Origin of the sequence: Nonomuraea longicatena, from assembly GCF_039525605.1 — a bacterium.
In the GTDB taxonomy this organism is placed as follows: Bacteria; Actinomycetota; Actinomycetes; order Streptosporangiales; family Streptosporangiaceae; genus Nonomuraea; species Nonomuraea longicatena.
Map to the genome: position 1 here is coordinate 202986 of NZ_BAAAHQ010000021.1, position 14410 is coordinate 217395.

18 protein-coding genes are annotated in these 14410 nt (G+C 65.7%); 7 read left to right on the forward strand and 11 right to left on the reverse strand.

The window, feature by feature from the left end; genetic code table 11:
- The 5 genes from ABD120_RS20635 to ABD120_RS20655 form a co-directional block, all read left to right on the forward strand.
- Nucleotides 1-663: DUF5753 domain-containing protein (locus ABD120_RS20635; RefSeq protein ID WP_343951580.1), on the forward strand; the 663-nt coding region annotated here is incomplete at its 5' end.
- A 449-nt stretch (nt 664-1112) separates the two neighbouring features.
- Nucleotides 1113-1499: a hypothetical protein gene (locus ABD120_RS20640; protein WP_343951581.1), complete on the forward strand. Its 387-nt coding sequence runs from the start codon at nt 1113-1115 to the stop codon at nt 1497-1499.
- A 165-nt stretch (nt 1500-1664) separates the two neighbouring features.
- Complete coding sequence (locus tag ABD120_RS20645) at nt 1665-1805, forward strand: hypothetical protein (RefSeq protein WP_343951582.1); 141 nt, start codon at nt 1665-1667, stop codon at nt 1803-1805.
- A 215-nt stretch (nt 1806-2020) separates the two neighbouring features.
- The gene (locus ABD120_RS20650; RefSeq protein ID WP_343951583.1) at nt 2021-2419 is read left to right on the forward strand and encodes a hypothetical protein; all 399 of its coding nucleotides are present in this window, start codon (nt 2021-2023) and stop codon (nt 2417-2419) included.
- Nucleotides 2416-2706: a hypothetical protein gene (locus ABD120_RS20655; RefSeq protein ID WP_343951584.1), complete on the forward strand. Its 291-nt coding sequence runs from the start codon at nt 2416-2418 to the stop codon at nt 2704-2706. Before ABD120_RS20650 ends, ABD120_RS20655 begins: the two co-directional genes overlap by 4 nt.
- A 27-nt stretch (nt 2707-2733) precedes the next feature.
- Here the strand turns inward: ABD120_RS20655 and ABD120_RS20660 are convergent, their stop codons facing one another.
- The 4 genes from ABD120_RS20660 to ABD120_RS20675 form a co-directional block, all read right to left on the reverse strand.
- Nucleotides 2734-3321 (reverse strand): peptidase inhibitor family I36 protein, encoded by a 588-nt coding sequence (locus ABD120_RS20660; RefSeq protein ID WP_343951585.1) that lies wholly within the window; start codon nt 3319-3321, stop codon nt 2734-2736.
- Between the two features lie 327 nt (nt 3322-3648).
- Nucleotides 3649-4899 carry an SMI1/KNR4 family protein gene (locus tag ABD120_RS20665; RefSeq protein WP_343951586.1) on the reverse strand — a complete coding sequence of 417 codons (1251 nt, stop codon included), beginning with the start codon at nt 4897-4899 and terminating at the stop codon, nt 3649-3651.
- Nucleotides 4900-5085: 186 nt separating this feature from the next.
- Nucleotides 5086-6327, reverse strand: a complete 1242-nt coding sequence (locus ABD120_RS20670; RefSeq protein ID WP_343951587.1) for a YwqG family protein — start codon at nt 6325-6327, stop codon at nt 5086-5088.
- 207 nt (nt 6328-6534) lie between these two features.
- Complete coding sequence (locus ABD120_RS20675; RefSeq protein WP_343951588.1) at nt 6535-7023, reverse strand: MarR family winged helix-turn-helix transcriptional regulator; 489 nt, start codon at nt 7021-7023, stop codon at nt 6535-6537.
- 123 nt (nt 7024-7146) lie between these two features.
- Between ABD120_RS20675 and ABD120_RS20680 the strand changes: the two genes are divergently transcribed.
- Nucleotides 7147-7443, forward strand: coding sequence for a DUF1330 domain-containing protein (locus tag ABD120_RS20680; protein WP_343951589.1), 297 nt, complete (start codon nt 7147-7149; stop codon nt 7441-7443).
- Nucleotides 7444-7566: 123 nt separating this feature from the next.
- Here the strand turns inward: ABD120_RS20680 and ABD120_RS20685 are convergent, their stop codons facing one another.
- From ABD120_RS20685 to ABD120_RS20700, 4 genes are all read right to left on the reverse strand, one after another.
- Nucleotides 7567-8670: a CU044_5270 family protein gene (locus ABD120_RS20685; protein ID WP_343951590.1), complete on the reverse strand. Its 1104-nt coding sequence runs from the start codon at nt 8668-8670 to the stop codon at nt 7567-7569.
- The gene (locus tag ABD120_RS20690; protein WP_343951591.1) at nt 8667-9251 is read right to left on the reverse strand and encodes an RNA polymerase sigma factor; all 585 of its coding nucleotides are present in this window, start codon (nt 9249-9251) and stop codon (nt 8667-8669) included. Before ABD120_RS20690 ends, ABD120_RS20685 begins: the two co-directional genes overlap by 4 nt.
- Before the next feature lie 74 nt (nt 9252-9325).
- The gene (locus ABD120_RS20695) at nt 9326-9634 is read right to left on the reverse strand and encodes a hypothetical protein (protein ID WP_343951592.1); all 309 of its coding nucleotides are present in this window, start codon (nt 9632-9634) and stop codon (nt 9326-9328) included.
- 905 nt (nt 9635-10539) lie between these two features.
- Nucleotides 10540-11325 carry a GntR family transcriptional regulator gene (locus tag ABD120_RS20700; RefSeq protein ID WP_343951593.1) on the reverse strand — a complete coding sequence of 262 codons (786 nt, stop codon included), beginning with the start codon at nt 11323-11325 and terminating at the stop codon, nt 10540-10542.
- Between the two features lie 62 nt (nt 11326-11387).
- On the opposite strand from ABD120_RS20700, the gene ABD120_RS20705 reads away from it, so the two are divergent.
- A complete protein-coding gene (locus ABD120_RS20705; RefSeq protein ID WP_343951594.1) occupies nt 11388-11822 on the forward strand; it encodes an NUDIX hydrolase in 435 nt (144 codons plus the stop codon).
- An 830-nt stretch (nt 11823-12652) separates the two neighbouring features.
- Here the strand turns inward: ABD120_RS20705 and ABD120_RS20710 are convergent.
- The 3 genes from ABD120_RS20710 to ABD120_RS20720 are packed head-to-tail and all read right to left on the reverse strand — an operon-like array spanning nt 12653 to nt 13943.
- Nucleotides 12653-13036: a hypothetical protein gene (locus ABD120_RS20710; RefSeq protein ID WP_343951595.1), complete on the reverse strand. Its 384-nt coding sequence runs from the start codon at nt 13034-13036 to the stop codon at nt 12653-12655.
- Nucleotides 13036-13719, reverse strand: coding sequence for a hypothetical protein (locus tag ABD120_RS20715; protein WP_343951596.1), 684 nt, complete (start codon nt 13717-13719; stop codon nt 13036-13038). Before ABD120_RS20715 ends, ABD120_RS20710 begins: the two co-directional genes overlap by 1 nt.
- Nucleotides 13707-13943, reverse strand: a complete 237-nt coding sequence (locus ABD120_RS20720) for a hypothetical protein (protein ID WP_343951597.1) — start codon at nt 13941-13943, stop codon at nt 13707-13709. The genes ABD120_RS20715 and ABD120_RS20720 overlap by 13 nt, the downstream gene beginning before the upstream one ends.
- Nucleotides 13944-14410 lie beyond the last annotated feature (467 nt).

Here is a 14410-nt window from a genome sequence, read left to right on the forward strand (position 1 = left end):
GACGTGGTGAGCATTCTGCGCGCGGTGAACGCACCACAAGAAAAGATCAACGAGATAACCGCTCTAGCCCGTATCGCCAACACCGAATGGCAGGACAATCGGTCGTCATGGCGGCGAGGACTGGAGAAGAGACAGTCAGAGCTGGCCGCACTGGAAGCAAGTGCGACGGAACTTCGATACTTCCTTCCGTCCATGATTACCGCATTGCTCGCAACGCCCGAATACATACGAGCCAGTCTGGCAGGGCGTCCAGTCGACACAGCCAAGACAATCGCCAAAAAGATAGAACGACAAGCCGTACTCTACGACGAGTCCAAATTGTTCACCTTTATTCTGACCGAACAGGCGATAAAGTGGGGCATCATTTCCGCCCCTGCAATGGCAGTCCAAATAGACCGGATCGCCTCACTGTCACAGCTGTCAACGGTAAGAATAGGATTGATCCCGTTCGGCACAGACCTCCCGCGCGGACCCCTGAATACCTTCACAATCTACGACGATCACCTTGTCACCGTCGAAACCTTCACCGGGAGAATCGTCTTCCAAGATTCCCGTGACGTGGGCCAACATCGAGAGGTCTTCGATATGTACGAGAGCATTGCGCACTTTGGCGATGAAGGCAGAAACTACCTGCGGGAATGGGTAACCATTTTTCGAGCGTGAGCTTCGAGATTTACCAGGAGCTAGTTTATTCGAGCGCTGGAATTCTACTAGCCTGGCGCCCACGCCGGCTTCTACGGTGGCGACATGGCGGGAACACACAAACCACCAGTCCACAGTCAGGATCGACGGGTTCTCGGATTTGGCCCAAGATTTCGAGGTTCTGGAAAATCCACTGAACACACCGCCTCTGCACAAGGTCTCGGGACAACGGTCGCCCGGACCGCAGGAAAGGCGTCCCGCGCACCTTACGTGATCGCCTACAGCGGGGAGTTGGTGAGGGACGCCATCGCGTTCGTGGCCGACCGGCGCCCCGGAGGCGACTCAGACTCACCTACGAGACGCCCGTTCCAGGTGACTGGGAGTTCGGGGTGTTACGTGCTCGCTACGGGATGCACCGCAGAGGCAGGCCGGAGTGGCGCAAGCTCAACACCCGACGTCAATGGCGGTGCATGAGGCGCCTGTGGTGCCAGGTATGCGGCAGTCCCGCCGCCGATCCGAATGGCCGCATCCCGTGGATCCTGACCGAGACGGCGATCCGTTGGGACCCTGGCTGGCCAGGGGTAGCCATAACCAACGCCCCGCCCACCTGCCGTACCTGCATCCCCGGATCGCTGGCCGCCTGCCCGCAGCTCCACAAATCCGCCGACGTGTACACCGCGAGCGCCGCCGCACCGGCCGGCGTCCTCGGCGACGTGCACGAGCCCACGCCAAGCGGCTTGATGCTGCCAGCCGGGATGCACGAGGTCGAGGTGCGGTTCGACAACCATCGCTACTTGCCGAGTGTGCTCGCGCACAGCCTCCTGGTCCGTGTATTCGACCTGCAACCCGCCATCTGAACACCCTGCGGAACAGTCGACCTTCGGCAACCAGCCAAGTCGGTTATGGGCTGCCGTCTCCCCGTAGTCCCGCACGAGACGCTCCGAACTGACGACCGACCGAACCTCATCGGCCGTGGTTACACGTCGGACCGCCCGCGCCCGTCGGCAGAGGAGGGCAGACAGGTGGATCTGTACGAACTGAGCCTCGGTGACCTGGCGTTCCACCGCCCGTGCGGCGGCAGCACCAACCAGGACGGCGAAGGCGAGTCCTGTGTCGAGATCGCCCGGATTTCGGGGCACTCGGAGGCTTTCCGCCCTGCGTGACAGCAAGAACCCGGATGCCGGGACGCTCCGGTTCACCGGTGACGAGCTTCGCGCGGCCGGGATGACGACCATCTAGGCAGCCGCCTTTCGACGGCCCTGCCCGGTCACCTCGGGCAGGGCCGTACCGCACGTCCGGCAGGACCACACCTCGATATCCAGCAGGACCACACCGAACGTCGGGCAGGACCGCACCGAGCGCACAACCGGGGGATTCATTGCACTGGCACGCCTACACCTGGCTCGGCAACGGCACCGAACTCGCCCGAGAGCACGAACGCCGTCCCACCTCACCCGACTTCCCCGCCTCGCCCCTACCGCCGATGCGGACCGGAGACTGGCTGCTCAAGCCGGCCAACCGCATGGCCCGGACCTTCGGGGACACGGACGCGGCCGCCGGATGGATGGGCGACCAGTACGCTCCCGTCCAGCCGCCGACCGACAAGATCCCGCTCAACGCGCGGATCAACCTCGCAAGTGACCTGCTCCCACGAGGCGTCGACGCCCAATGGGGCGAATGGCTGGCCGCAGGTCGCTTCATCACCGTCGGCGTGATCTGCTGCCCGAACCGACACGTCGGCCACCCCTGCCCGACCCCGCACAACGTCTCGGCATGAGACCTCACTCCCCTGATGTCCCTGAGCGGCTACTGCTGGCCCGGCGCCCCCGGATCGTCCCGATCCCCGGGCACCCGGCCCGTGTACGGGAGAACACCGCCGCCACCGAGGTCGCGCTCTCGGCAGACGACCTGATCGACCTCGACCACCTGGCCGAACGGATCGGCGTCCAGGGAGAGCGCTACAAACCAGCACCACCTGTCACTGCTCGACCGGTGATCCCCGAGGCAGGGCTTCACCTTCCGAGGCTCGATCATGTGGTTGAGATCCTGATCCCAACCACATGATCCACCCCTAGGACCTTTGGCTGGATATCAACAGACCTTCCAGAAGCGGGCGTGGGAACGGCTCCCGATCCCGGTGTCGTTGATGGTGCTCGGCGCCATGCTCGCGTTCAGAATCTGCCGAGACCCGTTCATGAGTATCGTTTGCGTCCCGGTTGACTGGGTGTTGTGTATCGACCCCACGCTGGAATTGAAGGGCGCTGTCAGCGCGACCGTCGCACACTGTGTCAGGCTGAGTCGTGAGCCGTTGAAGTTGGTGTCCGACCACAGGCAGGCGTAGAAGGCACTGCAGTTCGGGGTCCCCAGGATCGTGATGGGCTCATTGACCGTGCGGGCCTTCTTTTCACCCGGCAGCGGCAAGGTGAGGATGAGCTGATTGTCCTGGTAGGCAATCTGGTTGATGCCGATCTGCTTGCCGCCGCCGTAGTCTTTCAGGCGCTTGTCCACCTCTGCCTGTAAGGCTTGCTTCTCCGGCTCGGAGAGCCTGATCTCAGGCGCGCCGGCAGTCGTGGTCTGGACGGCGGCGTTACCCGTCTCCGCGGTGGCGCCACCGGCCAGGGTCAGGGCCAGTGCGCCGGCCGCCCCCAGCGCGGCGACGGTACGTCCCAGTCGGATCACTGTGACAGTTCCCTTCTTCGTGCGCCGTTTCTTTACCGGCGCCGTGGGTGAAGTCTCCGATCCAGCCACAAGGGGGTCAATGTCTTTCGGCCACGCTCGAAAGAGCCGCGCCTCTATTTCAAAATAGGGAACACCGATTCCCGCCGACCTGAAACGAAGACCCCGGGATGACAGCGACGTCGGCTGATTCGATAAGGCTTTTCCGATCTGGCCGCGCTGGTGAGCAGGGGCGGCTGATCGGCACGAGCGGGCGGGGTTGGACGAGCCCGGCCGACGGGAGCCGACGATCATCCGTGGTCTGGTGACGTCCGTTCTGGTTGCACCGATTCAGGCTGGCGGCTCGCCGTAGTCGGTGACCCAGTCCGTTGAGAACCGCACGTCGCGGTCGGGGCGCCGGGGGTGGATGCCGATGACGGCCAGTGGCGGCAGGTCGTCCAGTTCCGACAGTTCCCGCCACTGGTCCTGGGTGACCTCCAGGTACCGCAGGCCCTTCAGCTCGGCCACCGTGGCGAGGTCGGCGACGGATGCCGCCGCGATGTCCAGCGCCCACAGGTTCGGCACCGTACGGAGCGGAGCCAGCTCGACGGGCCGCGCACAGGTGACCGACAGTGAGCGCAACTCCCGGTTCCGGGCCGGCGCCGTCAGGTCGGGCGAGTCCACATCGAGTTCCAGATACTCGATCGGAAGGCCGCCGAGCGGGGTCAGGTCGGGCGAACCCTTGCTCGACAGCGCCAGCGACGACACCTCGGGCACCGCAGCGAGAAATGCGCAATCCTCTACGTCGGCCACCCGGACCTCCTGCACACGTGGACCGGCCTGCGTGGCCCGCGCAAGGGAGGGCCGGTCGTCGCGGTACTTGGAGTGCTCGCGGGGCAGATCCGGCAGGTCCGAGTCGATCCACAGGCTCCTGTCGTGACTGGTGTAGTCACCGCGTTCCAGCGCTTCCACCAAACGGCGCAGGAACGTGGTCACCGAGTCAGCGACGTACGTGGGCCCGTGCCGGTAGTCGACTCCGAGCCTGATGACCTGTCCGGGACGACCGTCCGGACCGGGATCCATGTCCACGGCGAGCCAGTTGCCGCCGGTGTCGAACGCGAACCGGACCCAGTCCGGACGTAGCTGCGACCTTCGGACGGTATTCGGGGGCTGGGCATCGAAGACCGTCTCGCGCCAGGGTTCGTACTGCCACTCCTGCGAGATGTCGAGCCACTCGTCATCCTGATCGCCGAGTTCGGAAAGGGGCAGCCACTCGTTCCGGTCGAAGAGCGGGTTGATGAGGTCACCATCACCGTCGGCGATGCCGTACAGCGCACGGAGGTCCGGAGGCAGCGCGACACCCAATCGCTGCTCCACCGCGACGAGGTCGTCCTCGCTCGCGGGCCCGGGGAGTTTCTCCTCGTACCCGAGGATCTGCGCCATCAGCCGCCGGTAGTGGTGGAAAAGCCGCACCGCCTCATCCGGGTCGCCAGCGGGAACCGCCGACGCGGGCCCTTCCTGCTCATCGCCCCGATCGGGCAGAACGAAGTCTTCGTCAACCACATGGAGGATCGGCAGCTTCTGCCGGGAGGATGTCGCCATGCCAACACAACTTAGCGACCACCCCTGACGAAACTGACGTACTGATCATCTCTGCAGGTTCAGTTCCTACGTGCCTGCGTGCTGAAGGCCGGCACGACCTGCGGGTTCGGGGACTACTGCCCCGCAGGACCCCTGCCTGGCGAGCGGAGACGCGCACACCCCGTCCGTGGACGCGCCCGCAGGCGGTCAATGCATCTGCCACACACCACAGGCTCGGGAGAAGTCACCCGCCGCCAGCGCGTCACGCGGGATGAAGACGTAGATCAGGCCGTTGTCGCCGAGCTGAGCGTCTGGTTCGGAGTCGATCTGGGCCAGGAGCTGCCATTGGGTTGGCGGCGTCCTCGGGTCGGTGGTTGCGCAGTGTCGCCACGGATCGTCTTGTAGCGGGTCGGCGTAGCCGAGCAGGCGGTGCCGGGGCCGGTCATCGTCATCCAGCGGAGGATGGAACTCGTTGAATGCCGCGAGTCTCTCGCTCAGGTGGGCCGGGTCGTCTCCGGCGAGGTCCAGGCCGGTGAGGTCGTGGTAGAAGGGGCTGTCCAGAGGAGGCAGTGACGGATCCACGACCGGGATCACCGCGCGGTGCGGGAGTATCGCCGTACCTGTGGGAGCTTCTGTGACGACCAGGTCGCGAGCCTGGGGTGGCTGGGTCAGGACCAGAACTCCTGGTCCATGGGTCAGGTCATCCCAGGCGGTGTTACCGGTGAGGTCGGCGAAGATCTGCAGGAGCCCGGCCGGGGGTAGCAGTCGCTCGTCATCGCAGCGGTTCGTCTCGGCCAGGTCGATCTGCGCCAAGAGGGTCATGGGATGGTTTTGGCGATGTGGCCAGAGTGCCCCCCGTGGAAGCTCGGGGACCCCACCCAGGTGGGTGCGACCTGCGGCCATGCCGTTACGGCGAGGAGTCAGGCCGATCCCGGCGCGACGCAGTGCCACGAGTTCGTCCGCGTGCTCGCCGAGTCTGAGGTCCCTGCACACAGCCCGGATCCATTCCTCGTCGTTGATGGCATCGGCCGCTGCGGCCCACGCCTCAACGACGAGGGGATCGGCGAACCGCTCAAGAAACTGCGTCGTGGTCTGCACCTGGTCGTCTTTCAGCACAACCTGGGAGAACTCCAGCATGCCGGGTGTCATGGACCGTCCACCTGTCCGGTCGACGACGCAGGCCAGCAGGGACGGCAGCGACTGAACCCACGCCTGAACATAGGCGTGGGTGCGCCCGAGAGTCTGACCTGCCGGGACCAGTTGGACTGCCTGCTCTGCGCATTCGCCGGTGTCATCGTTGTGCAGGGACAACCTCACGCTGAGGGATCCGTCGCACATGAGTACGAGGCCAGGCTCGGCAAACTCCAAGCGTGCCTGTCCCTGCTTGGCGGGCAACCCTGCTCGTAACAGCGCTTCCAGCGCTTCCACATTCACATCCTGTCCACGCATCGGACAATCATGATCCGCAAAGTACCAGCCGATCTGTTGGCCGCGATGACCCTCGTTGACGGCGAACGTATGCCCGCCCATCGGAGGCGCGGGCGTGCACACACCGGGGAACGTCCGGCGGAGATTCTGGGAGCCGTCCAGTGCTGAGGCGTGGCACCGTGAACACGGAGTACCCGCGGGCGCTCGGACGGCGGATCGCAGCGGCGATCATTCCCCGAGTGATATCAGGAGCTTGCGCAGCAGGGTGGCGAGCTGGGCCTGTTCGTCGCGGCTGAGGCCGTCGATGAGGCTCAGCTCGTTGGCGAAGTGGCCCTCGATGAGGTCGTGGGCGAGCCGACGACCTTCGTCGGTGAGGGTCGTCTTGACGGTGCGACGGTTGTCCGCGTCCGTCTCGCGGGTGACCAGTCCTCTGGCGACGAGGCGGTTGACCCGGTTGGTCAGCGCGCCGGGGGTCAGCATCGCGGCCCCGGCCAGGTCGCTCATGCGCAGGGTGCCGTCTTCGCCGGAACGCAGCAGGGTGGCGAGCACGTCGTACTCCCACGGTTCCAGGTCGTGGGCCGTGAAGTAGTCCTTCAACCCCGCTTCGAGGTGCCGGGAGGCGCGGAAGATCCGCACCACGACTCCCACTGGCCAGGAGTCCAGCTCGGGCCGGACGGCTCCCCACTGTTCCATGATCGTATCGGCCGTGTCACCCATGCGCCGACCCTACCAAAACACTTCAACGCTATACCGTTTGACATTGGCAGGAACCGTGGCCTAGCGTCTGACCTCGTACGCTTCAATGCTTAAGTGTTTAACATGAAAGTGAAGGAGCAAGACATGCACTACGTGGTCATCGTCAGGACCGACGCCACCCCCGACAGCGATCTGGGCCACTACCTGGCCAACGTCGGGGCGACCCTGGAGCTGTTCAACGGCGACCTGCTGGCCTTCACCGCGCCGGAGCGGCTCGAAGGCCGAGTGGACTACACCAGGACGGCGATCCTTCGCTTTCCCACCGAGCAGGCCGCGCGCGGCTGGTACGACTCCCCGCAGTACCAGGAGTTGGCGGACTGGCGCATCTCCACCATGGGCCACCCGGTCGACATCAACCTCGTCCCCGGTCTGAGCGGCTGAGGACCGTCCCGGCAGTCTGGCGCGCGAACCGGCGCCAGCCTGCCGGGACCAGGAGTGCTCCATGCCGAGCGGGTGCCTGAGCATCGGCCGGTGCGACAACGGCGCTCGCCCAAGACGATCGAGTCAGCAGGACATCGGCTCGCCGGCGTTCTTCGGGACCTCCGCCATGGAGTCGACGACCTTTACTCCCATCACTGCCATGCTGCCACCCGCGATCTCCTTGGCCTGTCCGCCGTCTTTCCGCCCGAGCCATTTGCGGTAGCCGAGGAACCGGTACGTGTCCGGCTCGAAGATGAGCTCCGCGCGTTCCCAGCCGCCGGGGTTCTCGAACTTGAGCGAGGCGCCTACCCCGCGTCGCCCGGCAGGGTCGGTGAGGTCTGGGACGATGGTCGCGGTCGGCATCTTGGACAACGCTCCGAAGACCGTGGCCCTGGTCTGAGACGGGGTGAGCGGGTTCTCCGCCAGCTTGAGCAACCGGCTCCCGATGACCTTCTCGACCCGCATGTCGATCTCGTTCTGGGCCAGGTCTTTCTCTCCTCGCCTGCGTTGGTCGGCCCGGACGAAGCCCTCAGCGTCCTGGCGGATCTTCGCCAGGAGCCGATCGGGATCGGCGGGAAGATCGGCGGCCTGCGGAGGCAGGCCCAGGGAGCCCTGGCGACACTGCCCCGCGCGCTGGTACTCCACCGTTCCGGGGGACTGCACGTGTTCCGGGCTTCGTCCGCTGATGACATGTGTCTTTCCGTACGTCGAGCGGGTCAGGGCGGCCTCATAGGGATCTTCGGCCGACGTCCACACTTCACGGCGCACGTCCTGGGTGTACTCGCTTTTGAAGCCGCTGGCGAACGTGACGGTCTTCTGGTCGATGTAGAAGTACTGCCCCGGACCGGGCCGTACGTCCTCCCGCGCCGCGACCAAGGCCGCACTTCTGAGCAACTCGGCGGCGCTGGCCGGAGGCGTCCCCAACGGAGCGGAGCCGTCACCTCCACGCACCAAGACCAATCCCGCGGTCACCGCCGCCGCGAGGCCCACGGCCACGCCGGCCCTCAGCACCCATCCGCCGCCCAGAAGCCCGCGAGCAGGCCGCTGACGTGATCGCGCCGGCTGATTGCCGTCCCCTCCGGCCTCGATCTCTTGAGCCACCAGCACCCATGCGCGCGCGGCCACCTCGGGACCGGGTCCGGGCAGACTGTCGTGGTGCTCCTTGATCACTTCGAGTTCGTTCGTCACAGTGCCTCCCCGGCGGGACCGATGATCTTGCGGAGCTTCTTGCGGGCGCGATTGAGACGCGATCCCACCGTTCCCTGAGGTATGCCGAGGGCTTCGGCCACCTCCTCATAGCTGAGCTGGGCGCAGGCGACCAGCAGCAGGACGTCCCTGTCCCCGGCCGAGAGCCGGGCCAGGCCGGCGGCCAGCCTCGGCTGCATGACCGCCGCGGAGACCCGTTGCACCACGCGCTCGTCGTGGCTGGCGATCTCCGCGACATCGGCGCTTCTGGCCAGCGCCCGATATCTGCGCGCCTCACCGCGACGATGTTCGGCGACCAGGTTGGAGGCGATGCCGTACAGCCAGGGGCGGGCGCTGGGACAGGTGAGGTCGAAACGGTCCCGGCCGCGAAAGGCACGCAGAAAGGTTTCCGCAGTGAGGTCGTCCGCGGCCGATTCGCCTAAGCGCAGGTGAATGTAGCGGTGAATGTGTGCGAAATAGCGATCGAAGACGGCCCCGAAGCGATCAGGGTGACGCCGCGACGCCTCGATCACCTGCGCGTCGGTGCCCTCGCTGGGCGGCGCCGAGTTCGGGGGAGCTGGCATGCATGCCAGCCTTTCAGTCGATTACATCGGAACACCCGTACTTCGGCGATCCCCTGATTCCTCTTCACGGTCCATCACGACTTCCGCATCACGTCGTGCGCCAGAGGATCGCGCATGACCCGAAGACGACCGCATGCCGGTGGCTTTTCCCCCGCGATCAGAGAGCCGCAGATGCTCTCGAACTCCTCGGGAGACAGCGCTCCCTGCCCCTGGCGGTGCCTGACCGTCCCACCCAGGGCCCACGGCTCCCGGATCGTTCGGGCATCGGGCGCGCGAGCGATGTCCACGATGGGAACACCGTCCCTCAGCGCCTTCGTGAGTGCGGTCATGCGATGTTCGTTCGCACCCACCGCCAAGGCGGACGCCCAGATCAGCGCCCGCACCCGGTAGCTCCTATCGCGCCACTCCACCGGTACGTACTCCAACTCCTACCATCGCTGGAACACCATGGAGAAGGCGCGGCGCAACGCGTCGGCGAGGCTTCGAACCGCCATCAGCGCTCCCCTCCCCTGAGGGTCGCGGGCGGCCGCTGTTGCCATCCGACCGGTTCAGGCCGGTTCGGCGGATAGACCCGCCCCGGATACGAACGCGGCCATCCGGTTGAAGCATCTCGTACATGCTCGGGCGTCGCCGACGAGAGACGTCTCCGAGCACCCACGCCCACTCGGCCGACGTACGGCGGGCGCAGGATCGCCCTTCGCCGACTGCCCGGCGCCGCCTGCTCCGTCGGACGAATGTCGTCTTGGACTGGGTTCGGCCCATCAGGAAGGAAAGATGTCGTCCGGTGAGGAGCGATGACTTCTGCGGCTTCCGAGGAGTCCTCACAGGCAGCGAACGGCTCATCGACCGGAGCCGCTTCCCACACGCTGTCGACCGGCTCCGGCATGGTCACGCACGTACCGGCCTCAGATATGCGGCGCCGATGCAGCCCGAGCGCCCTGTACAGGCGGAGCCACTCGGCCATCAGCTCTGCTGACGGCACCTCGTACTCGTGGGCGCCGAGAATGGCACTGCCGTGCGCATAGGGCGGGTGCCCGCACAGCGCGCACCTCATCGCCAACGGCGGATCCTCGGCCGTGAAGCACGTCGTCGGAGGGTTACTGTTGCTCATGGTCAGGACCTCGATTCCTGATCAAGGGCCCGTCCGGCGTTCGTATCGCCGGGCGGGCCCGAGTCGTTGAAGCGGCAGTCGTCTGAGCAAGTCGATGACATTCATAGACGTCTACTCGCCTAGATGAGTAGACACGTTTAACATGCTAGCACTCCTCTAGAGGAGCCGGTCAAGTCCTCAACTGGCCGGCAACTCGTACGTGAGCACGTAGGCATCAGTCGACATCACGGTGTCGCACACTTCGATTGCTCGACCGCCCACCGCATACGCCGTCCGAATGAGGTGAAACACCGGAACGCCTGGAGCCAACTCCAGTGCGCGGACCTCATCTCGGTACGGCATGCGCGCCCTGACCTCTTCCTCGAAGCGTTCGAGGCGATGCCCTTTCTCCTCCAGGCGCGCATAGATCCCACCGGGTCCGCTGTCGGGTTGCATGACTCGCGTACCCACCGCGAGAGCATGAGGGATATACGATGTGGCCATTTCAACCGGCTGGCCGTTGATCAAGTACCGTCGGGTCCTGGCCACCACGAGCTCTCGAAGGTCGAGCGCAAGTCTCGCCGCCACATCAGGGGATGGATTAGCCTCCGTGATCGCGATGGAGTCCACGGTAGGAGTGCCGCCAGCGCCCTCGGTCTCCACGATGAACGCCGCCTTGCCCAGATCGCGATGCCGCCGGGCGAAGCGGTCGGATGCGAGTCGACGGACCAGCGGGCGAGTGCGGACGAAGACGCCACGCCCGTGCTCGGCGACCGTCAACCCCTCTCCCTGCAGGATTTGGAGGGCATGACGGATGGTCATCCGGGCGACGCCATAGTGTTGCATCAGCTTCGCTTCCGAGGGCACCTTGTCGCCCGCGCTCAGCGCACCTGTCTCAATTGCGTGCCTAATATGGTCAGCGATCTGGCGAAAGACGGCCCGGTCGCTGATCGGATCGAGGTGGGGAAGGGGTAGCTCAGACATGTCGAACTCCTCAACTCGTACATACGTGTACCACTGCCGAGAATATCGCCGTGAGGTCTTCCATGAGCCAGTCGAACACTCATTCCGTAAGCGTCGCGGGAGTGATCATCGACGATGCCGGGCGAGCCCTGCTCACCCAGCGGCGTGACAACGGGCATTGGGAAGCTCCCGGTGGGGTGCTCGAACTTCACGAGGACATCAACGCCGGACTCCGTCGGGAGATCGAGGAGGAGACGGGCCTCCAAATCGAGCCGCTGGCCCTCACCGGCGTGTACAAGAACATGGCACGAGGAATCGTCGCGCTGGTCTTCCGCTGCAAGGTCACGGGAGGACACCTCGTCGAAACCGACGAAGCCAAAGCCTTTTGCTGGGCCCACGAAGACAAGGTCGTCGCTCTGGCTCCCGAGGCGTTCGCCGTCCGCGTCCTCGACGCCATGTGGTTCAAAGGCAGCCCCGCCGTACGTCACCACGATGGCACGTACCTTCTTGGCACCTGACGAACGACATCATCGAGCCGCGATCACAAGGTGGACTGACGAAGGGCGCACGCTCGCCTGAATCAGCGAGTGGTTCCCCGCAAGCGCCGTCGCGCAAGTGCCCATTCGCGACTGTGCCGTCTCTGTCGTCTTCGACGGCGTGGCGGAAGGGTCTGGGGGAGTCACGGTCGCACCTCCAGTGCGCGGTCAGAGCTCGTTCCGGTCGTGTGCAGCCCCAGTCGGGGTATCGATGTCCTCCGCACCACGGGCCGATGGGGCCTGGCTCCGCGATCGTCCCCTGAACTCGTCGCTGGGCAGCGTTTCCCTGCCCAGACCTGGGCTTGCCCCTGGAAGGAGCACGGGCAAGCGTGAGCGAGCGCCTTTTGGTGGGGTGGGCGTAGGTGGTTGACCACCCAGATGGGCAAGGGGTGGGAGAGGAAGGGCCGCGAGGGGTCGGACCCACGGCCCGACTGGGGACACGGGCGGAGCGCCGTACCTTTTGGGAGTGCGGCATGGCCGAGATCTTGTCCGGACTTATCTCACGTGGCCTTGGAGGAGGGCCTGCCAGGTGGCGTGGCCTTCTTGTGTGCGCATGCGGTGCGTCTCGGCGACCTTCCGGAAACGCATGTCCTCGCGACGGAGGAACGTCTGCCCGCCCGAGGCACACAGCTCGTACGCGATGCCGCCACAGTGGCAGGTCCACAGAAGTACTCGACGGCGTAGCTCGTGTCGCGCCGCGAGCCAGACCAGCCGAATGCAGTCCACCTGTGGCTTCGGTAGGTGGGGAGACAGGCAGCCGTTCAGCTCGGCTCCACCTGAGGACGGCGAGATGCGGGATACGGCCGTCGTGGTCATGCCGGTGGCCCTTCCTCCGCGATCAGAGAGCCGCGGATGCTCTCGAACTCCTCGGGCGACAACGCTCCCTGCCCCTGGCGGTGCCTGACCATCTCACCCAGGGCCCACGGCTCCCACAGCTCCCGGATCGTTCGGGCATCGGGGCGGACGTCGAGCGCGCGGGCGATGTCCACGATGGGGACGCCGTCCCTCAGCGCCATGGTCAGCGCGGTCATGCGACGCTGGTTCGCGCCCACGGCCAGCGCGGACGCCCAGATCAGCGCCCGCACCCGGTAGCCGCTGTCACGCCACTCCGCCGGTACATACTCCAGCTCACACCACCGCTGGAACACCACCGGGAACCGGTGGGCCAGCGCGTCGCCCAGGCTCCGAACGCCCATCAGCGCACCCCTTCTCTGAAGGTCGTGGGTTGCCGCTGCTGGTGCCATCCGACCGGTTCGGGCCGGTTCGGCGGGTAGACCCGCCCCAGATACGAACGCGGCCGTCGAGTTGGAGCATCTTGTGCATGCTCGGGCATCGCCGTCGGGTGACGCGTCCGAGCACCCACGCCGACTCGGTCGAAGGGTGGCGGGTGAAGGATCGCCCTTCGCCGGCGACCAGGCGTCGACCAGGTCGCCGCCTGGGCAGTCGGGCGAACGTCGTCTCGACTTGGACTCGACGTATCAGGAAGGAGAGACGTCGTCGGGTGAAGAGCGATGACTTCTGCGGCTTCCAAGGCGTCCACGACGGCCGGGCCGGCAGCGAACGGAGCCGCTTCCAACACGCTGTCGACCGGCTCCGGCACGGCCACGCACGCATGGTCGCGGCAGAATTCGGCCTCGCACATGCGGCGCCGGTGCAACCCGAGCGCCCTGTACAGGCGGAGCCGCTCGGCCATCAGCTCTGCTGACGGCACCTCGTACTCGTGCGCGCCGAGAATGGCACAGCCGTGCCCGTAGGGCGGGTGCCCGCACAGCGCGCACCCCATCGCCAACGGCGGATCCTCGGCCGTGAAACACGGCTCGCGGACCACAGACATGGCAAGCGCCTGGCGGCGGGCGAGGTCGGTCGTCAGGACGCCCATTGCTCCGCCTCCATCAGCTTGTTGCTGTAGAAGACGCTCCACACGAGCGGCTCGGGGACCGCGTGGACGAACCCGGCCATGAGTGTGACCGTGCAGCGCGGGCACAGGCCCGTCGAAGTGATCCACCCCTGGGCCAGCAGTTGCAGACAGGTAGCCCCCACTACGACCGAGGGCACGTGGCAGGCCATTTCGGGGAGGGGTGTCGGGGGGTTACTGTTGCTCACAGTCGCACCTCCAGTGTGCGGTCAGGGCTCGTTCCGGTCGTGTGCAGCGCCGGGCGAGCCCGCTTCATGTCCAGAACCTCACTACCGTTTCCGATATAAAACGACCGGATACGACATGTACGTCTAGAAGAGCGTCAGAACTGGGCGACTCCTATCGTGTTGATGCGGTCGATTTCCGCCCCGACCGCTCCAGGTACGAACAATTTTCAGCCGAGATCCGTCGATGGATCGAGGCGGGCGTCCATCAACCCGGAATGCCGATCCTCGGCTCGCCGGCTCAAGAGTTCTGCATGGGCCGTACCTCCTTTGTGCGATCGGGGCACCGGATCGGTGGGACCAATCACCGCGTCCGGGGCTGCCTTTGTCGGCGGAACCCGGTGGCCTAGCGCGCCGTACTCGATGTGCCTCGCGACCCACAGTTCAACGCCTGATGGCCTGCGCGGACAGGTGCGAATGGGGGACACTGA

What these genes read in the sequence shown, in the direction of transcription:
- ABD120_RS20700 (WP_343951593.1), bottom strand. Translation starts at nt 11,325, where the DNA reads ATGTCTGAGCTACCCCTTCCCCACCTCGATCCGATCAGCGACCGGGCC.
- ABD120_RS20690 (WP_343951591.1), bottom strand. Translation starts at nt 9,251, where the DNA reads ATGCCAGCTCCCCCGAACTCGGCGCCGCCCAGCGAGGGCACCGACGCG.
- ABD120_RS20665 (WP_343951586.1), bottom strand. Translation starts at nt 4,899, where the DNA reads ATGGCGACATCCTCCCGGCAGAAGCTGCCGATCCTCCATGTGGTTGAC.
- ABD120_RS20655 (WP_343951584.1), top strand. Translation starts at nt 2,416, where the DNA reads ATGAGACCTCACTCCCCTGATGTCCCTGAGCGGCTACTGCTGGCCCGG.
- ABD120_RS20670 (WP_343951587.1), bottom strand. Translation starts at nt 6,327, where the DNA reads ATGCGTGGACAGGATGTGAATGTGGAAGCGCTGGAAGCGCTGTTACGA.
- ABD120_RS20640 (WP_343951581.1), top strand. Translation starts at nt 1,113, where the DNA reads ATGAGGCGCCTGTGGTGCCAGGTATGCGGCAGTCCCGCCGCCGATCCG.
- ABD120_RS20675 (WP_343951588.1), bottom strand. Translation starts at nt 7,023, where the DNA reads ATGGGTGACACGGCCGATACGATCATGGAACAGTGGGGAGCCGTCCGG.
- ABD120_RS20680 (WP_343951589.1), top strand. Translation starts at nt 7,147, where the DNA reads ATGCACTACGTGGTCATCGTCAGGACCGACGCCACCCCCGACAGCGAT.
- ABD120_RS20710 (WP_343951595.1), bottom strand. Translation starts at nt 13,036, where the DNA reads ATGGGCGTTCGGAGCCTGGGCGACGCGCTGGCCCACCGGTTCCCGGTG.
- ABD120_RS20705 (WP_343951594.1), top strand. Translation starts at nt 11,388, where the DNA reads ATGAGCCAGTCGAACACTCATTCCGTAAGCGTCGCGGGAGTGATCATC.
- ABD120_RS20715 (WP_343951596.1), bottom strand. Translation starts at nt 13,719, where the DNA reads ATGGGCGTCCTGACGACCGACCTCGCCCGCCGCCAGGCGCTTGCCATG.